This is a genomic window from Streptomyces sp. NPDC001933, from assembly GCF_042890955.1.
GTDB lineage: Bacteria > Actinomycetota > Actinomycetes > Streptomycetales > Streptomycetaceae > Streptomyces.
Genome location: NZ_JBIASS010000003.1, coordinates 701142 through 717819, shown reverse-complemented (window position 1 = coordinate 717819; position 16678 = coordinate 701142). Strand labels below are relative to the sequence as shown.

The following is a 16678-nucleotide window of genomic DNA, read 5'->3' as shown; positions in this document are numbered from 1 at the left end:
GCGGGCGGTTCCGTTGTTTGAGGTCACTCTTGCTCAGCGTGTGCGGGTGCTGGGTGACACTCACCCCGACACGCTGAGCAGTCGGAACAACCTCGCCAGCGTCTACCGGGATGCGGGGGATCTTGCGCGGGCGGTTCCGTTGTTTGAGGTCACTCTTGCTCAGCGTGTGCGGGTGCTGGGTGACACTCACCCCTCCACGCTGATCAGTCGGAACAACCTCGCCAGCGTCTACCGGGATTTGGGGGATCTTGCGCGGGCGGTTCCGTTGTTTGAGGTCACTCTTGCTCAGTGCGAGCGGGTGCTGGGTGACACTCACCCCGACACGCTGAGCAGTCGGAACAACCTCGCCAGCGTCTACCGGGATGCGGGGGATCTTGAGCGGGCGGTTCCGTTGTTTGAGGTCACCCTCGCCCAGTATGAGCGGGTGCTGGGCGACGCCCACCCGGACACCCTGGCCAGCCGGAACAACCTCGCGAGGATGAAGGCGGCCAAAGAGGAAGTAGCCGCTTCATCTGACGCATCCGATGGCTCATAGGGCCGCAAAGAATCACGAGAGCCGGACACTCACCCTTCGGCCGGTGCCACGCCGATCGGGCAGGAGACGCCGGTGCCGCCGAGCCCGCAGTACCCGTTAATGTTGCGCGAAAGGTACTGCTGGTGGGACCGCTCGCGGCGGCAGGCACTGGGCCGTGCCAGCTGGTGTCGAGGCGGGACCGTGCTGACGTTTCGACCTCCATGGCGGAGGTCGGGATGTCACTCGCAGGCCGCACCCTCCATCCCGCCTGCTCAAGCGGGTGGGATTCTCCTGTATGGCCAGCTTGTTTCGTGCCGAGTGGCTGGTTTCCGTAGGTTCGATGGGTGAGCTTCGCGATTTGCTCGGCATCCTGCTCGGGGCCGGTGCCGGTGAGCCAGACTGGACTGGTTGAGGTCGCAGGAAGACGGGGAGCGCGGGGATGAGTGCTGAGATCGCTGCTTTGGTGGACCAGGCGGGTCCGTATCTGACGGCAGCTTTGGGTGCCTATGGCGTCGGGGTGTTGGCGCGGGCTGAGGATGCTGCTGTTGATGCCACGGCGAACGTGGGACGGCGGTTCCTGGGCGTGGTCTGGCGTCGGCGGGGTGAGCAGGGGCGTGCCGAGTTGGAGGCGGCCGTGCGTGAAGCGGCGGAGGAGCCGGATGATGCGGATGCTGCGGCGGCGTTGCGTCAGCAGATCAAGCGCGCGTTGCGTGAAGACGCCGAACTTCTGTCGGAGTTGGCGGCCTTGTTGCCTGCCGGGCAGCCGGGTCCGGTCTCGGTGATTGCGTCGGGTGAGCGGTCCATTGCCGCGCAGCACATCACCACGGCGATCACTGGAGACAACGCCACCCTGCGGCCGTGACCATGCCGGGTGCCGTCCCTGATGGAACTGATATCGAGGCGTCGGGTGAGCGGTCGATCGCCGCACAGTCGATCGGGCTCGCGGTGTCGGGTGATGTCCGTTTCGTGAACCTGCCGCCCCAGGCGGTGCAATGGGCAAGGGAGGTGGAGGCGCCGCCGAGTACGGTCAATCTTCCTGGGTCGGCTTCGGGGGTGTTCGTCGGCCGTGAGGACGCGCTGGATCGGCTGCGTTGCATGCTCACGGATTCGGGTGACGCGGCGGTGACGCAGACTGGTGCGGTTCACGGGCTGGGCGGTATCGGTAAGAGCACGTTGGCCCTGCACTACGCGGTCCGATACCGGGATGCCTACACCTTGGTGTGGTGGATCAACGCCGAGAGTCCGGAACTGATCGAGGCCGGACTTGGCGCGCTGGCAACCCGGTTGTGTTCGCACTGGGCCTGCGGTGCCACGGCTGAGGAGCGTACGGCGTGGGCGGTGGCCTGGTTGCAGTGGCATCCGGGCTGGTTGCTGGTCTTCGACAACGTCGAACACCCCGACCAACTGCGCCCGTACCTCGGTTCCCTGCCCGGAGGGCACCATCTGGCAACCAGCCGCAAGGCCACCGGCTGGCACACGATCGGCCCCACCCTGCCGCTGGATCTTCTCGGCCCCACCGCGTCCGTCGACCTCTTGTGCGAGATCGCGTACGGCCGGCGGACACCCACGCCGGAGCAGCGTGAGGAAGCCGAGGCTCTTGCCGCGGAACTTGGGTACCTGCCGCTGGCCCTGGAGCAGGCCGGCGCCTACCTTCACCAGACGGGTAAGGAAATCGCTGCGTACCGGAGGGCGCTGCCACGGATGCTGTCCAAGCACTCCGAAGGCACGGACCCCGAGCGCACCGTGGCCCGCGTCTGGAATCAGTCTCTCAAGGCCATCCGTGAGCGTGATCCGCTGGCCGTGACGCTCCTCAACGCCGCCGCCTGGCTCGCCCCGGACAACATCCCCCGCACACTCCTGACCCCCCTCGCCTCAGACGCAGACGAGGCCGACGACGCGGTAGACGAAGCGCTCGGCGTTCTGCACGCCTACAACATGATCACGCTCTCGGGTGCCACCTTCAGCGTGCACCGCCTCCTGCAAGTCGTACTGCGCACATCTACCCCCGGCACCGACCACCCCACCACCACGGGCAGAAGCACCGCCGAGCAGGCCCTCCTGGCAGCCCTTCCTCCGTCCAAAGCGCCCCTGCCAGTCGCCACGCGGCAGTGGGAGGAGTTGATGTCCCACGTCACCGCACTTGCCGCCAGCCTCCCACCGGCCGCTGCCACCGAAACAACCTTCGACCTTTTCGACCGCGCCGCCGCCCACGCACGACAGGCCGAGCAGACGGCACGCGCCGTCCCCCTCCTCGAACGTATCGCTGCTCAGCGTGAGCAGGTGCTCGGTGACGCTCACCCAGACACCCTGAGCAGCCGCAACGACCTTGCCCAGGCGTACGGGAATGCGGGGGATCTTGCGCGTGCCATCCCTCTGTTCGAGGCCACTCTCGCTCAGCGTGAGCAGGTGCTCGGTGACGCTCACCCAGACACCCTGAGCAGCCGCAACGACCTTGCCCAGGCGTACGGGAATGCGGGGGATCTTGCGCGTGCCATCCCTCTGTTCGAGGCCACTCTCGCTCAGCGTGAGCAGGTGCTCGGTGACGCTCACCCCAATACCCTGAGCAGCCGTAACAACCTTGCCTGTGCCTACGAGCGTGTGGGGGATCTTGCGCGTGCCATCCCTTTGCACGAGGCCACTCTCGCTCAGCGTGAGCAGGTGCTCGGCGACACCCACCCCAATACCCTGAGCAGCCGTAACAACCTTGCCTATGCCTACGAGCGTGTGGGGGATCTTGCGCGTGCCATCCCTTTGCACGAGGCCACTCTCGCTCAGCGTGAGCAGGTGCTCGGCGACACCCACCCCGACACCCTGACCAGCCGTAACAACCTTGCCTATGCCTACGGGAGTGTGGGGGATCTTGCGCGTGCTGTTCCTTTGTATGAGGCCACTCTCGCTCAGTGTGAGCAGGTGCTGGGGGACGCTCACCCCGACACCCTGATCAGCCGTAGCAACCTTGCCCACGTCTACGGGAGTGTGGGGGATCTTGCGCGTGCTGTTCCTTTGTATGAGGCCACTCTCGCTCAGCGTGAGCAGGTGCTCGGTGACGCTCACCCCGACACCCTGATCAGCCGTAACAACCTTGCCCACGTCTACGGGAGTGTGGGGGATCTTGCGCGTGCCATCCCTCTGCACGAGGCCACTCTCGCTCAGCGTGAGCAGGTGCTCGGTGACACCCACCCCGATACCCTGAGCAGCCGCAACAGTCTTGCCTACGCCTACGAGCGTGCGGGGGATCTTGCGCGGGCCGTTTCTCTGTTCGAGGCCACTCTCGCTCAGTGTGAGCAGGTGCTCGGTGACACCCACCCCAAAACCCTGGCCAGCCGTAACAACCTCGCAAGAGTGAAGGCAGCCCAAGAGAGATAGCCGCCTGCGCTCAACATGTTCAACGGCTCGCAGAGCCGCCAAAAGTCGTACGAGCCCGACGCCTACCCGTCGGCCGGTGCCACGCCGATCGGGCAGGAGACGCCGGTACCGCCCAGCCCGCAGTAGCCGTTAATGTTGCGCGAAAGGTACTGCTGGTGATATCCCTCCGCGGGCCAGAACGTGCGGCCCTCCGCCGGGAGGATCTCCGTGGTGATCGCGCCGTGCCCGGCGGCCGTGAGGACCTTCTGGTAGGCCTCGCGGGAGGCTGCCACCGCCGCCTCCTGGGCGGGGGAGTGGGTGTAGATCGCCGAGCGGTACTGGGTGCCCACGTCGTTGCCCTGGCGGAAGCCCTGGGTCGGGTCGTGGGACTCCCAGAAGAGCTTCAGGAGCTCGGTGTACGAGACGGTCTTCGGGTCGAAGACGACGCGGACCGCCTCCGTGTGGCCGGTCAGGCCCGAGCAGACCTCTTCGTACGCGGGGTTCTCGGTGTAGCCGCCCTGGTAGCCGACGAGCGTCGTCCAGACACCCTCCGTCTGCCAGAACTTGCGCTCGGCGCCCCAGAAGCAGCCCAGCGCGAAGTCCGCGACCTCCAGGCCCTCCGGGTACGGGCCCACCAGGGGGTTGCCGAGGACCGTGTGGTGGGTGGGGACGGTGAATTCGGGGGTGGGGCGGCCCTTCAGGGCCTCCTCCGGGGTGGGGAGCTGCGGGGTGCGGCGTTGCAGGAACATGCGGGGGCTCCTCCTGGGGTGAGTGTGCAGTGCGTACAACGCGGTGGGGGCCCCATGGATTCCGCCCGCCCGGCCGTACGTGCGGTCAGTGCGGCAGCGTCGCCGGGGTGCCGCCGTTCGCCTCGTAGCCGGCCACCGCCAGCGCCCGGTAGACCGCGTACTCGGCGGCCGGGTCGGGGCCCTGCGTCCAGGGCAGTGCGCCGACGTGGCCGTCGATGTGGACGAGCTGGGCCATCGCCTCCGACCAGCGCTCCATCCGGACGAGGAAGAGGACGAGGAGGTGGCGTACGTGGGCGAGCATCGGGTCGTCGGGGCGGGCGGCGTGCACCGCGAACAGGGCGCCCTCGACCGCCTTGGTCACCACCGCGCTGCGGTAGAAACCCTGCACCAGGTTGACCTCGGGCAGGTGCTCGTACACCGCGAAGAGCGGCAGCGCGGCCAGCAGCGAGCCCTGCGGGGCGCGGGCGGCGGCCGCGGTGGCGAAGCGGTCGGCCTCCTCGCGCGAACCGTGCCACTTCTCGCACCAGAAGTGCAGCGCGGCGATGTGCGCGCCCATGTGGGCCGGGGCGCGGTCCATCACCTTCGCCCAGAGCTGGTCGAACTCCTGGTGGGAGTAGCCGAGTCCGCGGGAGACGGCCAGTTCGGTGAGGTACGGAACGGGGTCGCCCGGCGCCAGCAGCGCCGCCTCGCCGCAGACCGTACGGGCCTCCTCCAGGATGATCCGGAAGTCGTCCGTCCCCGCGGTCGACGAGCGCCACGCCTGCTGCACCAGGAACTCCGCGTGCACCGCCGCGCCGCCCGCGTCCTTCGGCGCCTCGGCCCGCCACGCGCGCAGCCACGCACCACCGACGCCGGGCTGCTGCGCCAGCTCCAGCGAGGCGGCCCCGGCGAAGGCCTGCACCCTCTGCCACCGCACCTCGCCCTCCTTGGGCGTACCGGCCAGCAGCTGCGAGGCAGCCCGCCAGTCCTGGGAACGCTGCACGACGTCGAGCACGTCCAGGAGGTCCTGGTCCGGGCCCGGCAGCCGGATGTCCAGCTCCTCCTGGCGCACGAAGCCGTACGCGTCCGGGTCCGCGGCGTCCGGGGAACCCGGTGCGGCCAGGCGGATCCCGCCCCGGCGGCGCAGCACGAAGGGGCCGATGACGGCCGCGAGCATGCACAGGGCGATCAAGAACCAGAGAATCTCCATGCCCCCATTGTCACCGGACGGCCCGGTAGTCCGGTGGGCGCCCTCGTGACGAACTACGCTCGGGCCCCATGAGCGACCAGCACAGCTTCGAGACCCTTGCGATCCACGCGGGAAACACCGCCGATCCCCTCACCGGCGCCGTAGTTCCGCCCATCTACCAGGTGTCCACTTACAAGCAGGACGGCGTGGGCGGACTGCGCGGCGGCTACGAGTACAGCCGCAGCGCCAACCCGACCCGTACCGCCCTGGAGGAGAACCTCGCGGCCCTGGAGGGCGGCAGCCGCGGGCTCGCCTTCGCCTCCGGCCTCGCCGCCGAGGACTGCCTGCTCCGTACCCTGCTGACCCCCGGTGACCACGTGGTCATCCCGAACGACGCCTACGGCGGCACGTTCCGGCTGTTCGCGAAGGTCGTCTCGCGGTGGGGCGTCGAGTTCTCCGTCGCCGACACCTCGGACGTGGCGGCGGTGCGGGCGGCGATCACCCCGCGCACCAAGGCGATCTGGGTGGAGACCCCGTCCAACCCGCTGCTCGGCATCACCGACATCGCCGCGATCGCCGGTGTGGCCCGTGCCGCGGGCGCGCGCCTGGTCGTCGACAACACCTTCGCCAGCCCCTACCTCCAGCAGCCCCTGGCCCTGGGCGCCGATGTGGTGGTGCACTCCACCACGAAGTACATGGGCGGCCACTCGGACGTCGTCGGCGGCGCACTGATCGTCAACGACCCCGAGCTCGCCGATGAGTTGGCGTACCACCAGAACGCGATGGGCGCGGTCGCCGGACCGTTCGACGCCTGGCTGGTGCTGCGCGGCATCAAGACCCTCGCGGTCCGCATGGACCGGCACTGCGAGAACGCCACCAAGGTCACCGACCTGCTCACCCGGCACCCCAAGGTGACCCAGGTCCTCTACCCGGGGCTGCCCGAGCACCCCGGCCACGAGATCGCCGCCAAGCAGATGAAGGCGTTCGGCGGCATGGTGTCCTTCCGGGTCGAGGGCGGCGAGGAGGCGGCGGTCCAGGTCTGCAACCGGGCGAAGCTGTTCACCCTCGGTGAGTCGCTGGGCGGCGTCGAGTCGCTCGTGGAGCACCCGGGCCGCATGACGCACGCCTCGGCGGCGGGCTCCCCGCTGGAGGTGCCGGCCGACCTCGTCCGCGTCTCCGTCGGCATCGAGAACGCCGACGACCTGCTGGCCGACCTCACGCAGGCGCTCGGCTAGATCCGGTCGGCCGAGGGATCCGGTCGGTCGCAAGATCCGGGCGGGCTCGAACGCTTCGAGTCCGCCCCGGCCGGCCGGGGCCTCGTCAGGCGTTGACCTGCTCGTCCTCCAGCATCGCCCGGATCTGTTCGCGCAGTTCCGGGCTGTCGGTGTGTTCGTGGACGGAGACCGCGTGTTCCGTCGCGGCCCGTACGACTTCCTCCTCCTCACCGGAGATGGTGAGCGAGCAGTGCGACACACTCGGATGCTTGCGGCAGTCGGCGATCTTCCTGGTCATGGCAGCCTCCCGGGGACCGTCACGCAATCCCGTGCATTCCAGGATAGGTCGGCAGCAGGGGCCGCCTACCAGCCCGCCTACCAGCCCTCCAGGGGAGTTGTCTCGGCAGGTGGTACCTGCCAGGGGTGTACGGCCATCGCCCAGACCGTGAAGGCCACCACCGCGGCGCACGCCAGCACCAGCATCAGCCGGCGGACGAACAGCCGCCGGCGCAGCATCCGGCCGCCGCGCTGCGACGCCCGCCGCGCCAGGTCGGCGGGCACCTGCGGATGCGGGCCGTCCAGCATGCGCCGGACCTCGTCCTCCCGGTCGCCGCTGCGGCTCACCGCGCGACCCCCAGCGGGCCCGCCGGGCCCCGCCGCGCCGTGGGACGGCGGGTGCCGCGCATCGTGGCCACCGAGCGGTTGCAGAGCGCCCGCACCCGGTCCACCGGAAGGCCGAGCAGCGCCGCGGTCTGCTCCTCCGCGACCCCCTCGTACAGCCGCAGTACGAGGACGAGGCGCTCCTGCGGTGTCAGCGGGTCCAGCAGACCGCCGCGCGGCCGGTGATGGTGCCAGACCTCGTCGGCGAACCGGACGGCGAGCTCGTGCCGGGTGCGGTCGTACGGGTCCTCGCCGCGCAGCCGGTCCCACTGCGCGTACGTGCAGGCCAGCGCGGCCGTCAGCAGCCGCTGGGCCCGGGGATTGGCTCCCGGCGGCTGCAGGGGCTCGGCCGTGAGCAGCGTGGCGGTGTGCAGCAGGCGGCCGGCCGCGCCCGCGACGAAGGTCTCGAACTCCTGGGCGCGGCGCCGCTCCCGGCCCGTCTGGCGCTCTCGCACAGTCCACATCCGAGCCCCTTCGCGGGCTCCTGGTCAAGAGGCGTGCAGCAGGTCGGCCCGGGGCCGGAGCGCCCTCAGCCGGCCGGAGGCGCCTGGTGCGAGGTCTGGCGGGCGGCCAGCGACGCGTTGAACCGGGTGAGCAGTGCGCAGAACGTCTCGCGTTCCTCGGCCGTCCAGCCGTCCGTCACCTGCGTCATGAGTTCGCGGCGGGAGCCGCGGACCTCGTCCAGCCGGGCCTGGCCGCGCGGCGACAGCTGGAGCACGACGGCCCGGCCGTCCTCGGGGTGCGAGGTGCGCTTGACCAGTCCGGTGTCGACGAGCGGGGCGACCTGCCGGGTCACGGTCGAGGAGTCGATCCCCATGCCCGCGGCGAGCGCCTTGACGCCCATCGGCCCTTCCCGGTCAAGCCGGTTGAGGAGGAGATAGGCGGCCCGGTCCATGGAATTGCGTACCTGGCCGACACCGCCGAGGCGGGTCTGCTCGGCACGGCGGGCGAATACCGCGACCTGGTGCTGCAGAGCGTCGAGGACGTGGTCGGAACCCGTGGATTCGGGGGCGGCGCCCCCGGAAGGAGACGCAGCTGTCGTCATGTCCTGAGGGGGCATGGCCGGGGGCTCTCTTCGTGCGGTGTCGGATGGGTGGGGGACAGAGTACGCGGCCACGGGGCAACGCGTACCAGCGCTGCGCAAACCCGTGGACAACGGCCCAGGAGGGGACGGGACGCGGCGGCCGGTGCCCTGCCGAACTGCAAGACTTACCGTATGAACTTCCGCGCGACCGGCCATTTTCCCCCGCTGATCCTCGACGACGTCCGCGGAGCGCAGAAGATGCTCTCCGGCGTGGCCAGGATGACCGCCATGGAGGGCAGCCGCCACCTGACCGACCTGGTGGGCGCGCCGGTCCACCTCAAGTGCGAGAACCTGCAGCGGACCGGCTCGTTCAAACTGCGTGGTGCGTACGTACGCATCGCGGGGCTGTCGCCGGTGGAGCGGGCGGCCGGGGTCGTCGCCGCGAGCGCCGGGAACCATGCGCAGGGTGTCGCACTCGCGTCTGCGCTGCTCGGCGTACGGTCGACGGTCTTCATGCCGGTCGGGGCGCCGTTGCCTAAGGTGGCCGCCACCCGCCAGTACGGGGCCGAGGTCCGGCTGCACGGACATGTCGTCGACGAGACGCTGGCCGCCGCGCAGGAGTACGCGCAGGAGACCGGTGCGGTCTTCATCCATCCCTTCGACCACCCGGACATCATCGCCGGGCAGGGCACGGTGGGCCTGGAGATCCTCGAACAGTGCCCCGAGGTGCGGACCATCGTCGTGGGGATCGGCGGCGGCGGGCTCGCGGCGGGCATCGCGGTGGCGGTCAAGGCGGTCCGGCCCGATGTGCGGATCGTCGGGGTGCAGGCGGCGGGCGCGGCCTGCTACCCGCCCTCGCTGGCCGCGGGCCACCCGGTGTCGATCGATTCGCCGACCACGATGGCGGACGGCATCAAGGTGGGGCGCCCCGGGGATGTGCCGTTCGAGCTGGTCAGGGAGTTGGTCGACGAGGTCCGTACGGTCTCCGAGGACGAGCTGTCCAGCGCGCTGCTGCTCTGCCTGGAGCGGGCGAAGCTGGTGGTGGAACCGGCCGGGGCGAGCCCGGTCGCGGCGCTGCTGAGCGATCCGAAGTCGTTCCACGGGCCGGTGGTCGCGCTCCTCTCGGGCGGCAACGTGGACCCGCTGCTGATGCAGCGCATCCTGACCCACGGCATGGTGGCGGCCGGGCGGTACCTGAGCCTGCGGCTGCGGCTGGCCGACCGCCCCGGCGCGCTGGCCATGCTGCTGGGTGTGCTCTCGGTGGTCGACGCCAATGTGCTCGACATCGGTCATGTGCGGACCGATCCCCGGCTCGGGCTCACCGAGGTCGAGGTGGAGCTCCAGCTGGAGACGAAGGGGCCGGAGCACTGCGCGGAGGTCTCGGCGGCGCTGCGGGACGCGGGCTATCTGGTGATGGACTGAGCCTTGTGCTCACCGAGACATGGCGAGCCGGCTCCGGCCGATCGCCGAATGGAATCCGTTCAGCGCCACCGTCCAGGCGTGCCGGGTGCTCTTCGGTAACCCGGGCGTGTCGTCGTCGGACGCCTGGCCGATGGTGCACCCGGTCCGGGCGTCGCTGATCCGGTCCCGTTGATCCTGGTGGGCTTCCGCACCCTGGCGGGTGCGCAAGTACCGGCAGGCGGCGGTCTGAGCTCAGCCGCACATGCCAGTAGCCCCCGGCCCGTCGGGCCGGGGGCTACTGGCATCGGTGTACGGGATCAGCCGGTGTACGGCTTCGCCGCGAGGATCTTCACGGTGGCCGTCTTGCCGTTCGGCAGCTCGTACTCGGCGTCGTCGCCCATCCGCTTGCCGTTCACGCCGGTGCCGAGCGGCGACTGCGGGGAGTACGTCTCGATGTTCGAGCTCGCGTACTCGCGGGAGGCGAGCAGGAAGGTCATCGTGTCGTCCGGGTCGCCGTCGAAGGCGATCGTCACGACCATGCCGGGCTCGACCACGCCGTCGTCGGCAGGTGCCTCGCCGACCTTCGCGTGCTCCAGGAGCTGGGTCAGCTGGCGCACCCGGAGCTCCATCTTGCCCTGCTCCTCCTTGGCGGCGTGATACCCGCCGTTCTCGCGCAGGTCGCCCTCCTCACGGGCCGCCGCGATCTTTACGGCGATTTCCGTGCGCGCGGGACCAGACAGGTACTCCAGCTCGGCCTTGAGCTGGTTGTACGCCTCCTGCGTGAGCCAGGTGACGTTTTCGCTGGTCTGGGTCACAGGGTGCTCCTCGTCGGTACTGGGAATACAAAGCATCGCCCTACCCGTAAGCATGTGCTTCCACGGGTGGGCGAAACCACGAGCCTAACAATTCCGCAGGAAAAGGGGGAGAAGGTAAATCGTCAGGGCCGCGTATGTGCAGGTCAGGCCCGGACGCGGCGGTTCAGGACCGGCGTGCGCCGGTCAATGGGAGGCCCCGCCGTCGGTGGTGCAGCCCAGCAGCTCGACGCTGGTGGCCCTGGCCGTCGTACGCAGCGAAACGATCCGGTCGATCCGGTCGGTGCGCTCGTCGAAACGGAAGTCCTTGCGGGCCACGTCGCTGCCGTCCTCGTGCTGCGCGCGCAGGGTGCAGTAGCCCTTGGCGTCCTTGTCCTTGCGCACTTCGAGGTGGATGTCGACGCGCTGGTCCGAGACGACCTGGCGCTTGATCACCTCGGCGCTGATGCCCTGGCCGGTGATGTAGCCATAGCCGATCCAGCCGACCACAGCGAGAAGCACGACGCCCAGCACAGAGCCGATGATCTTGAGCTTGCGGTCCGCGAGACGGTCCGCGGAGCGGCCGTAGCGGTTCTCCGGAAGCGCTTCGCGCACCGCCGTCATGATCGTTCCTCCCGTGCCGGGGATCGAGGAATTTTCCACCCCCCGGTTTCGGTCACTATAGAAGCCTGCCTACATGCCGAATCACTGAGGATCGAGTCTTGACCGAGCAGCTGCGACTGATGGCCGTCCACGCCCACCCCGACGACGAGTCGAGCAAGGGCGCGGCCACCATGGCCAAGTATGTGTCCGAGGGGGTGGACGTGCTGGTGGTGACCTGCACGGGAGGCGAGCGCGGCTCCATCCTCAACCCGAAGCTCCAGGGGGACGCGTACATCGAGGAGAACATCCACGAGGTGCGCAAGAAGGAGATGGACGAGGCCCGGGAGATCCTGGGCGTCGACCAGGAGTGGCTGGGCTTCGTCGACTCGGGCCTGCCCGAGGGCGACCCGCTGCCCCCGCTGCCCGAGGGCTGCTTCGCGCTGGAGGACGAGGAGAAGGCAGCCGCCCGGCTCGTCCGCAGCATCCGTGCGTTCCGGCCGCAGGTCATCACGACGTACGACGAGAACGGCGGATACCCGCACCCCGACCACATCATGACCCACAAGATCACGATGATCGCCTTCGACGGTGCGGCGGACGCCGAGAAGTTCCCCGAGTCGGAGTTCGGCCCGGCCTGGCAGCCGCAGAAGCTCTACTACAACCAGGGCTTCAACCGGCCGCGCACGGTGGCGCTGCACGAGGCGCTGCTGGCCCGTGGCCTGGAGTCGCCGTACGGCGAGTGGCTGAAGCGCTGGAAGGAGTTCGAGCGCGACGAGCGCACGCTGACCACGCACGTTCCGTGCGCGGACTTCTTCGAGATCCGTGACAAGGCGCTGATCGCGCACGCCACGCAGATCGATCCGGACGGCGGCTGGTTCCGCGTCCCGATGGACATCCAGAAGGAGGTCTGGCCCACCGAGGAGTACGAGCTGGCGAAGTCTCTCGTCGATACCTCCCTCCCCGAGAGCGACCTCTTCGCGGGCATCCGCGACAATGCCTGATATGTACGCGACCCAGGCACTGACCGACCTCGTTCCGCTTGCTGAAGAGCTCGACAAGAACAAGGTGACCCCAGGCGTTCTCGGCTTCATCGTCTTCGCGGCGCTCGCCGTGGGCGTGTGGCTGCTGATGAAGTCCATGAACCGGCACATGGGCAAGGTCGACTTCGAGGAGGCCCCGGACCCGGACGCGGAGGCCGGCGCCCCAGTGGCGGCCGGTTCCGCGAAGCGGAATTAGCCGGAAGCAGCAGGCGGGGGCGGTTCCGGAGTTCCGGAGCCGCCCCGGGCACGAATCCGGCCGGTCGGTGACCGGCCGGATTCAGGGCTGTCCCCGGCCCCCGGCCGCCCTCAGCCGCCGAACGGGCCGTACGCGGCCGGCACCGGTACGCCCATGACCTCCCGGGCGTGACGTGTCGGCGTCATGCCCAGGCGCCACGCCTGCCACCCGTCCTCCAGGTCCACGCCGCGGTTCAGCACCACCGTGAACGCCGCCGCGCAGTCCTCCAGCTTGCCGTCGCGCGCCGGGTGCCCGGCCCGCACCAGCTCGGCCAGCTCCTCCTGGGCCACCGCCGTGCCCACCTCGCTGCCGCCCGGTGACGCGTAGGGCAGCAGCGTGCAGCGCAGGAAGCGGGCCCAGTCCGCGCCCCGCGCGTCGCCGTACGAGTCGAACAGCTCCACCGCCTCGCCGCACAGCTCCAGCGCCTGCGGGGAACGGTTGTTGCCCGCGTCGATCAGCGCCAGCTCCAGACACGTCCACGCCTCGCCGTGGGCGACCCCGATGCGCCGGAAGTCGGCGCGGGCGTCCATCAGGAGCTGGCGGGCGAAGCCGGAGTTGCGCAGGTTCCCGGTCCGGGCCGCCCGCTGGTCACGGGTGACCCGGCCCGAGTGGTGGCGGGCGCACGCCAGCCCGTACACGTCCCGCATCCGGGAGAACATCGTGCGGGCCCGCTCCAGCTGCCGCACCGCCCGGTCCGTGTCGCCGTTCTCCTCCAGGGCCTGGCCCAGGTAGAACAGCGTCCACGCCTCGCCGCGCGCGTCCTCGTTGTCCCGGTGCCGCTCCAGCGCCCGGTCCAGCTGGTCCACCGCCGGGGCCGGGTCGCCGTCCAGGAGCCGGGCGCGGGCCAGCTGGGTCAGCGCCCACGCCTCGCCCCGCTCGTCACGGGTACTGCCGTACAGGTCCAGGGCCGTGCGCAGCGCCTCCTCGGCCCGCTCCACATCGCCCATCCGCAGCAGGGTCTGGCCGAGCTGGAACCGCGTCCACGCCTCGCCGTGCAGCGACTCGCCCTCCCGGTGCAGGGCCAGCGCGGTGTCCAGCAGGGTCAGCGCCTCCGCGAGCCGGGCCCGGTCGCGCTCGACGGCCGCCAGGGCGTGCATCGACCAGGCCCGGTCCTCCGCCTGCTCCTCGGAGGACTGCAGCTCGATCGCCTCGCGCAGGCGTGCCGACGCCTCGGTCAGATTGCCCTGGTGGTGCAGGGTGATGCCGAGCGAGCAGAGCGCCAGCGCCGTACCCGCCTCGTTCTGCGCCTCGCGGTAGAGGCCGACCACCGACGACAGGGTGGTGCGGGCCTTGTCCAGCTCGCCGAGCTGCCGGGCCGCGATGCCGGTGCGCCACTGCACGGACCGCTCCAGCAGCCCCTTGTCCACCGCCTGCGTCAACTCGCTGATCTCGCCCAGCCGGTAGAGGTCGCCGCGCAGCAGGCAGTAGTCGCACAGCGCGCCCAGCAGGTCCAGCACGGCGGCCTGGTCGACGCCCTCGGCGTGCCGCAGCGCGGAGGTGATGAAGCTCGACTCGTCGTCCAGCCAGCGCAGCGCCGAGTCCAGCGAACCGAAGCCGTGCGAGCCGAACTGACCGGCCCGGGTGGACATCTTGCCGTCCACCATCCGGATCACCGCACCGGCCAGGTCCGCGTAGTTGCGGATCAGCCGCTCCTGCGCGGCGGTACGGTCCGCCGCCTCCTCCTCGTCCCGCAGCCGGTCCAGCGCGAAGCCCCGTACGAGGTCGTGCAGCCGGTAGCGCGAGCCCCGGACGTGGGTCAGCAGCCCGGCCCCGGCCAGCGCCTTCAGCAGCCGCTCGGCCTCCTGCTCGTCGGCGGACAGCAGCGCAGCCGCCGCGGCCGCCCCCAGGCTCGCCCGCCCGGCCAGCGCGAGCCGGCGCAGCAGCCGCCGTGCCTGCTCGGACTGGTCGGTGTAGCGCAGCCACAGCGCCCGCTCTACCGGGGCGACCGGACCGTACCCGGCGAGAGAGGCGGCGAGGTCGTCGCGGGTGCGGGTCCCGAGCGAGGAGCCCGCGATGCGCAGGGCGAGCGGCAGCCCGCCGCACAGCTCGGCGACGGTGTCCGTCGCCCGGGAGTCGTACGGCCCCTCCTCCCGGGTCTCGGCCGCCTCGCGCAGCAGCTCCTCCGCACCGGCCGCGTCGAGTGCGCCGACCGGCAGCTGATGGACCCGGGCCGGGACGTCGTCCGGCAGCCGGAGGGGCTCGCGGGCGGTGACCAGGACGAGGCTGTCGGAACGCTCGGGGATCAGGGTGCACACCTGAGCCGCGTCGCCCGCGTCGTCGAGGACGACCGTCACGGGGGTGCCGGTCAGATGCTGGTGGTACAGCTCGCTCAGCCGCCGCACCTGCTGCTCGGCCGACGCCCGGCCCCGGGCCGACGGGTCCGCCCCGCCGCCGGGCGCCGCCCCGTCCCGGAACAGCAGCTGATCACGGGGCGCGCCCAGCCGGTTCAGCAGGTGCAGCAGCGCGTCGCGGGTCGGCAGCGGCGCCTCGCCGGCCACGTCGCCGCGCAGATCGACCACGCAGGCGCCGCGGAACAGGTCCTTCAGGCTGTGCGCGGCCCGCACCGCGAGCGTGGTGCGCCCCGAGCCGGGCGTGCCGTGCAGGACGACGACGGTCGGCTTGGTCTCCGTCGACGCGCGGGCCTCGCGCACCCACTGGGCGATCTGCGCCAGTTCGGTCCGCCGCCCCGCGAACGGCCCGTCGGAATCGGGCAGATGGCCGAACGACTGCTCCAGGACCGCGCGGGTACGGGCCGCCGCGCTGCGGTCCGTGCGGCGCGGCGACGGAGCGGTCCGCGACTGCGGGGGGACCTTCTTCGCCGGGGTGCGGGACGAGGCGGTGAGCATCCGCTGCTGGTCGATGAAGGGGCGGATGCCCCGCACCTCCAGCGCCGCCAGCCACTGCAGCCGCAACTGTTCGGCACCGCCGGGCTGTCCGAGCGCCCCGGCCCGCCGGTGGGCGGCGGGCCAGTGCGAGGCGGTGACCTTGGCGACGGTGGCGGTGGCCCCCGCGACCGCGACGACGGCGCCCGCGCCGAGGGCCGGCCCGGCCGCCGTACCGAACGCGACATCCGCGCCGACGGCGGCGACCGCGGCGACTGCGGTGACCAGCAGGGGAGTTCCCAGCGTGGCCCGGCTGAACCGCTGCGACAGCGGCCGCGCCCCGGCCTCCGCGGCGTCCAGCGCCTGGAGGTACGCCGCGTACTCGTCGTCCGCCGCGGCCGCCAGCGAATCCAGCGCCGCCCGTCCGCGCGCCGTCAGCGTGGCGGCGTCCGCCCGGCCGCCCGAGCGCCGTACCTCTTCCTCCACGGCGCGCACCAACAGCCCTTCGGCTTCGGCCCGATGGCTGTCCCGCATGTGTGTCCCCCTCCGGATACGACGGTCGGCCCTGCCTCGGCCGGGATCGCCGCCCAGTCTCCTGCTTGCGGCGCGTCGGCGCGAGGGAGCTACGCCCGGCACTGCGCGGCACCGGCCGGCCAGTTGGCGTCCGGCGCGGAAATGCGGAAGGCTCGCGCGCATGGTTTCGGTGGTGCAGAACGTGGCGATCGACTGTGCGGATGCCTATGGGCTGGCCCGGTTCTGGAGCGAGGTGACCGGCCGTCCGCTGCATCCGGAGGCCGGCCCGGGGGACCGGGAGACTCAGGTGATGCTGGAACAGGGCCCGGTGCTGTACTTCAACCAGGTGCCCGAGCCCAAGCAGATCAAGAACCGGATTCACCTGTGCCTGCGCCCCGAGACCTCGCGCGAGCAGGAGGTGGAACGGCTGCTGGGCCTCGGCGCCGGCTTCGTCAGCGATCACCGCAATCCCGACGGCTCCGGCTGGGCGGTCCTCGCCGACCCCGAAGGCAACGAGTTCTGCGTCCTGCGCAGCGAGTCCGACCGGGCCGCGACGAATCCCTGACGCGCGTACGCGCCTGCCCGCCGTCCCGGCCCGC

17 protein-coding genes and 2 pseudogenes are annotated in these 16678 nt (G+C 70.8%); 9 read left to right on the top strand and 10 right to left on the bottom strand.

The window, feature by feature from the left end; all coding sequences use genetic code 11:
- Positions 1–535, top strand: a 535-nt coding sequence (locus tag ACFYY7_RS11060; protein ID WP_388659736.1) for a tetratricopeptide repeat protein, incomplete at its 5' end; no start/stop codon positions are given.
- Between the two features lie 29 nt (positions 536–564).
- On the opposite strand, the pseudogene ACFYY7_RS11055 reads toward ACFYY7_RS11060, so the two are convergent.
- Positions 565–669, bottom strand: a pseudogene (locus tag ACFYY7_RS11055) (peptide-methionine (S)-S-oxide reductase); the annotation flags it as partial.
- A 284-nt stretch (positions 670–953) separates the two neighbouring features.
- Between ACFYY7_RS11055 and ACFYY7_RS11050 the strand changes: the two are divergent.
- Entirely contained in the window at positions 954–1376 is a 423-nt protein-coding gene (locus ACFYY7_RS11050; protein ID WP_388659733.1) for a hypothetical protein, read from the top strand.
- A 2-nt stretch (positions 1377–1378) separates the two neighbouring features.
- Complete coding sequence (gene fxsT / locus ACFYY7_RS11045; protein WP_388659803.1) at positions 1379–3880, top strand: FxSxx-COOH system tetratricopeptide repeat protein; 2502 nt, start codon at positions 1379–1381, stop codon at positions 3878–3880.
- A 62-nt stretch (positions 3881–3942) separates the two neighbouring features.
- Here fxsT and msrA read toward each other — a convergent pair whose 3' ends face one another.
- Positions 3943–4608, bottom strand: a complete 666-nt coding sequence (gene msrA, locus ACFYY7_RS11040) for a peptide-methionine (S)-S-oxide reductase MsrA (protein ID WP_388659730.1) — start codon at positions 4606–4608, stop codon at positions 3943–3945.
- Between the two features lie 85 nt (positions 4609–4693).
- Positions 4694–5797, bottom strand: a complete 1104-nt coding sequence (locus ACFYY7_RS11035) for a hypothetical protein (RefSeq protein WP_388659727.1) — start codon at positions 5795–5797, stop codon at positions 4694–4696.
- A gap of 68 nt (positions 5798–5865) precedes the next feature.
- Between ACFYY7_RS11035 and ACFYY7_RS11030 the strand changes: the two genes are divergently transcribed.
- Complete coding sequence (locus ACFYY7_RS11030; RefSeq protein ID WP_388659724.1) at positions 5866–7011, top strand: cystathionine gamma-synthase; 1146 nt, start codon at positions 5866–5868, stop codon at positions 7009–7011.
- Between the two features lie 85 nt (positions 7012–7096).
- Here ACFYY7_RS11030 and ACFYY7_RS11025 read toward each other — a convergent pair whose 3' ends face one another.
- The 4 genes from ACFYY7_RS11025 to ACFYY7_RS11010 all read right to left on the bottom strand — a co-directional run bounded on the left by ACFYY7_RS11025 (position 7097) and on the right by ACFYY7_RS11010 (position 8710).
- Complete coding sequence (locus tag ACFYY7_RS11025; RefSeq protein WP_266730111.1) at positions 7097–7288, bottom strand: DUF1059 domain-containing protein; 192 nt, start codon at positions 7286–7288, stop codon at positions 7097–7099.
- A 77-nt stretch (positions 7289–7365) separates the two neighbouring features.
- Positions 7366–7614 (bottom strand): hypothetical protein, encoded by a 249-nt coding sequence (locus tag ACFYY7_RS11020; RefSeq protein WP_266730109.1) that lies wholly within the window; start codon positions 7612–7614, stop codon positions 7366–7368.
- Entirely contained in the window at positions 7611–8105 is a 495-nt protein-coding gene (locus tag ACFYY7_RS11015) for a sigma factor-like helix-turn-helix DNA-binding protein (RefSeq protein WP_388659800.1), read from the bottom strand. Before ACFYY7_RS11015 ends, ACFYY7_RS11020 begins: the two co-directional genes overlap by 4 nt.
- A 74-nt stretch (positions 8106–8179) precedes the next feature.
- A complete protein-coding gene (locus ACFYY7_RS11010; RefSeq protein WP_388659722.1) occupies positions 8180–8710 on the bottom strand; it encodes a MarR family winged helix-turn-helix transcriptional regulator in 531 nt (176 codons plus the stop codon).
- Positions 8711–8866: 156 nt separating this feature from the next.
- On the opposite strand from ACFYY7_RS11010, the gene ilvA reads away from it, so the two are divergent.
- Both ilvA and ACFYY7_RS11000 read left to right on the top strand, forming a co-directional pair.
- Positions 8867–10096 (top strand): threonine ammonia-lyase, encoded by a 1230-nt coding sequence (ilvA, locus tag ACFYY7_RS11005; protein WP_388659719.1) that lies wholly within the window; start codon positions 8867–8869, stop codon positions 10094–10096.
- 19 nt (positions 10097–10115) lie between these two features.
- Positions 10116–10325 (top strand): annotated as a pseudogene (locus ACFYY7_RS11000) (ABC transporter permease); the annotation flags it as partial.
- 67 nt (positions 10326–10392) lie between these two features.
- Here the strand turns inward: ACFYY7_RS11000 and greA are convergent.
- Both greA and ACFYY7_RS10990 read right to left on the bottom strand, forming a co-directional pair.
- A complete protein-coding gene (gene greA, locus ACFYY7_RS10995) occupies positions 10393–10890 on the bottom strand; it encodes a transcription elongation factor GreA (protein ID WP_388659716.1) in 498 nt (165 codons plus the stop codon).
- Positions 10891–11073: 183 nt separating this feature from the next.
- Positions 11074–11490 (bottom strand): DUF4307 domain-containing protein, encoded by a 417-nt coding sequence (locus ACFYY7_RS10990; protein WP_388659714.1) that lies wholly within the window; start codon positions 11488–11490, stop codon positions 11074–11076.
- A gap of 98 nt (positions 11491–11588) precedes the next feature.
- On the opposite strand from ACFYY7_RS10990, the gene mca reads away from it, so the two are divergent.
- Positions 11589–12470 (top strand): mycothiol conjugate amidase Mca, encoded by an 882-nt coding sequence (gene mca / locus ACFYY7_RS10985; RefSeq protein WP_351264007.1) that lies wholly within the window; start codon positions 11589–11591, stop codon positions 12468–12470.
- Between the two features lies 1 nt (position 12471).
- On the top strand, positions 12472–12705 hold the full coding sequence (locus tag ACFYY7_RS10980; RefSeq protein WP_388659711.1) for a hypothetical protein: 234 nt from the start codon (positions 12472–12474) through the stop codon (positions 12703–12705).
- A 110-nt stretch (positions 12706–12815) separates the two neighbouring features.
- Here ACFYY7_RS10980 and ACFYY7_RS10975 read toward each other — a convergent pair whose 3' ends face one another.
- Positions 12816–16100 (bottom strand): tetratricopeptide repeat protein, encoded by a 3285-nt coding sequence (locus tag ACFYY7_RS10975; RefSeq protein ID WP_388659708.1) that lies wholly within the window; start codon positions 16098–16100, stop codon positions 12816–12818.
- A gap of 160 nt (positions 16101–16260) precedes the next feature.
- On the opposite strand from ACFYY7_RS10975, the gene ACFYY7_RS10970 reads away from it, so the two are divergent.
- Complete coding sequence (locus ACFYY7_RS10970) at positions 16261–16644, top strand: VOC family protein (RefSeq protein ID WP_388659706.1); 384 nt, start codon at positions 16261–16263, stop codon at positions 16642–16644.
- Positions 16645–16678 lie beyond the last annotated feature (34 nt).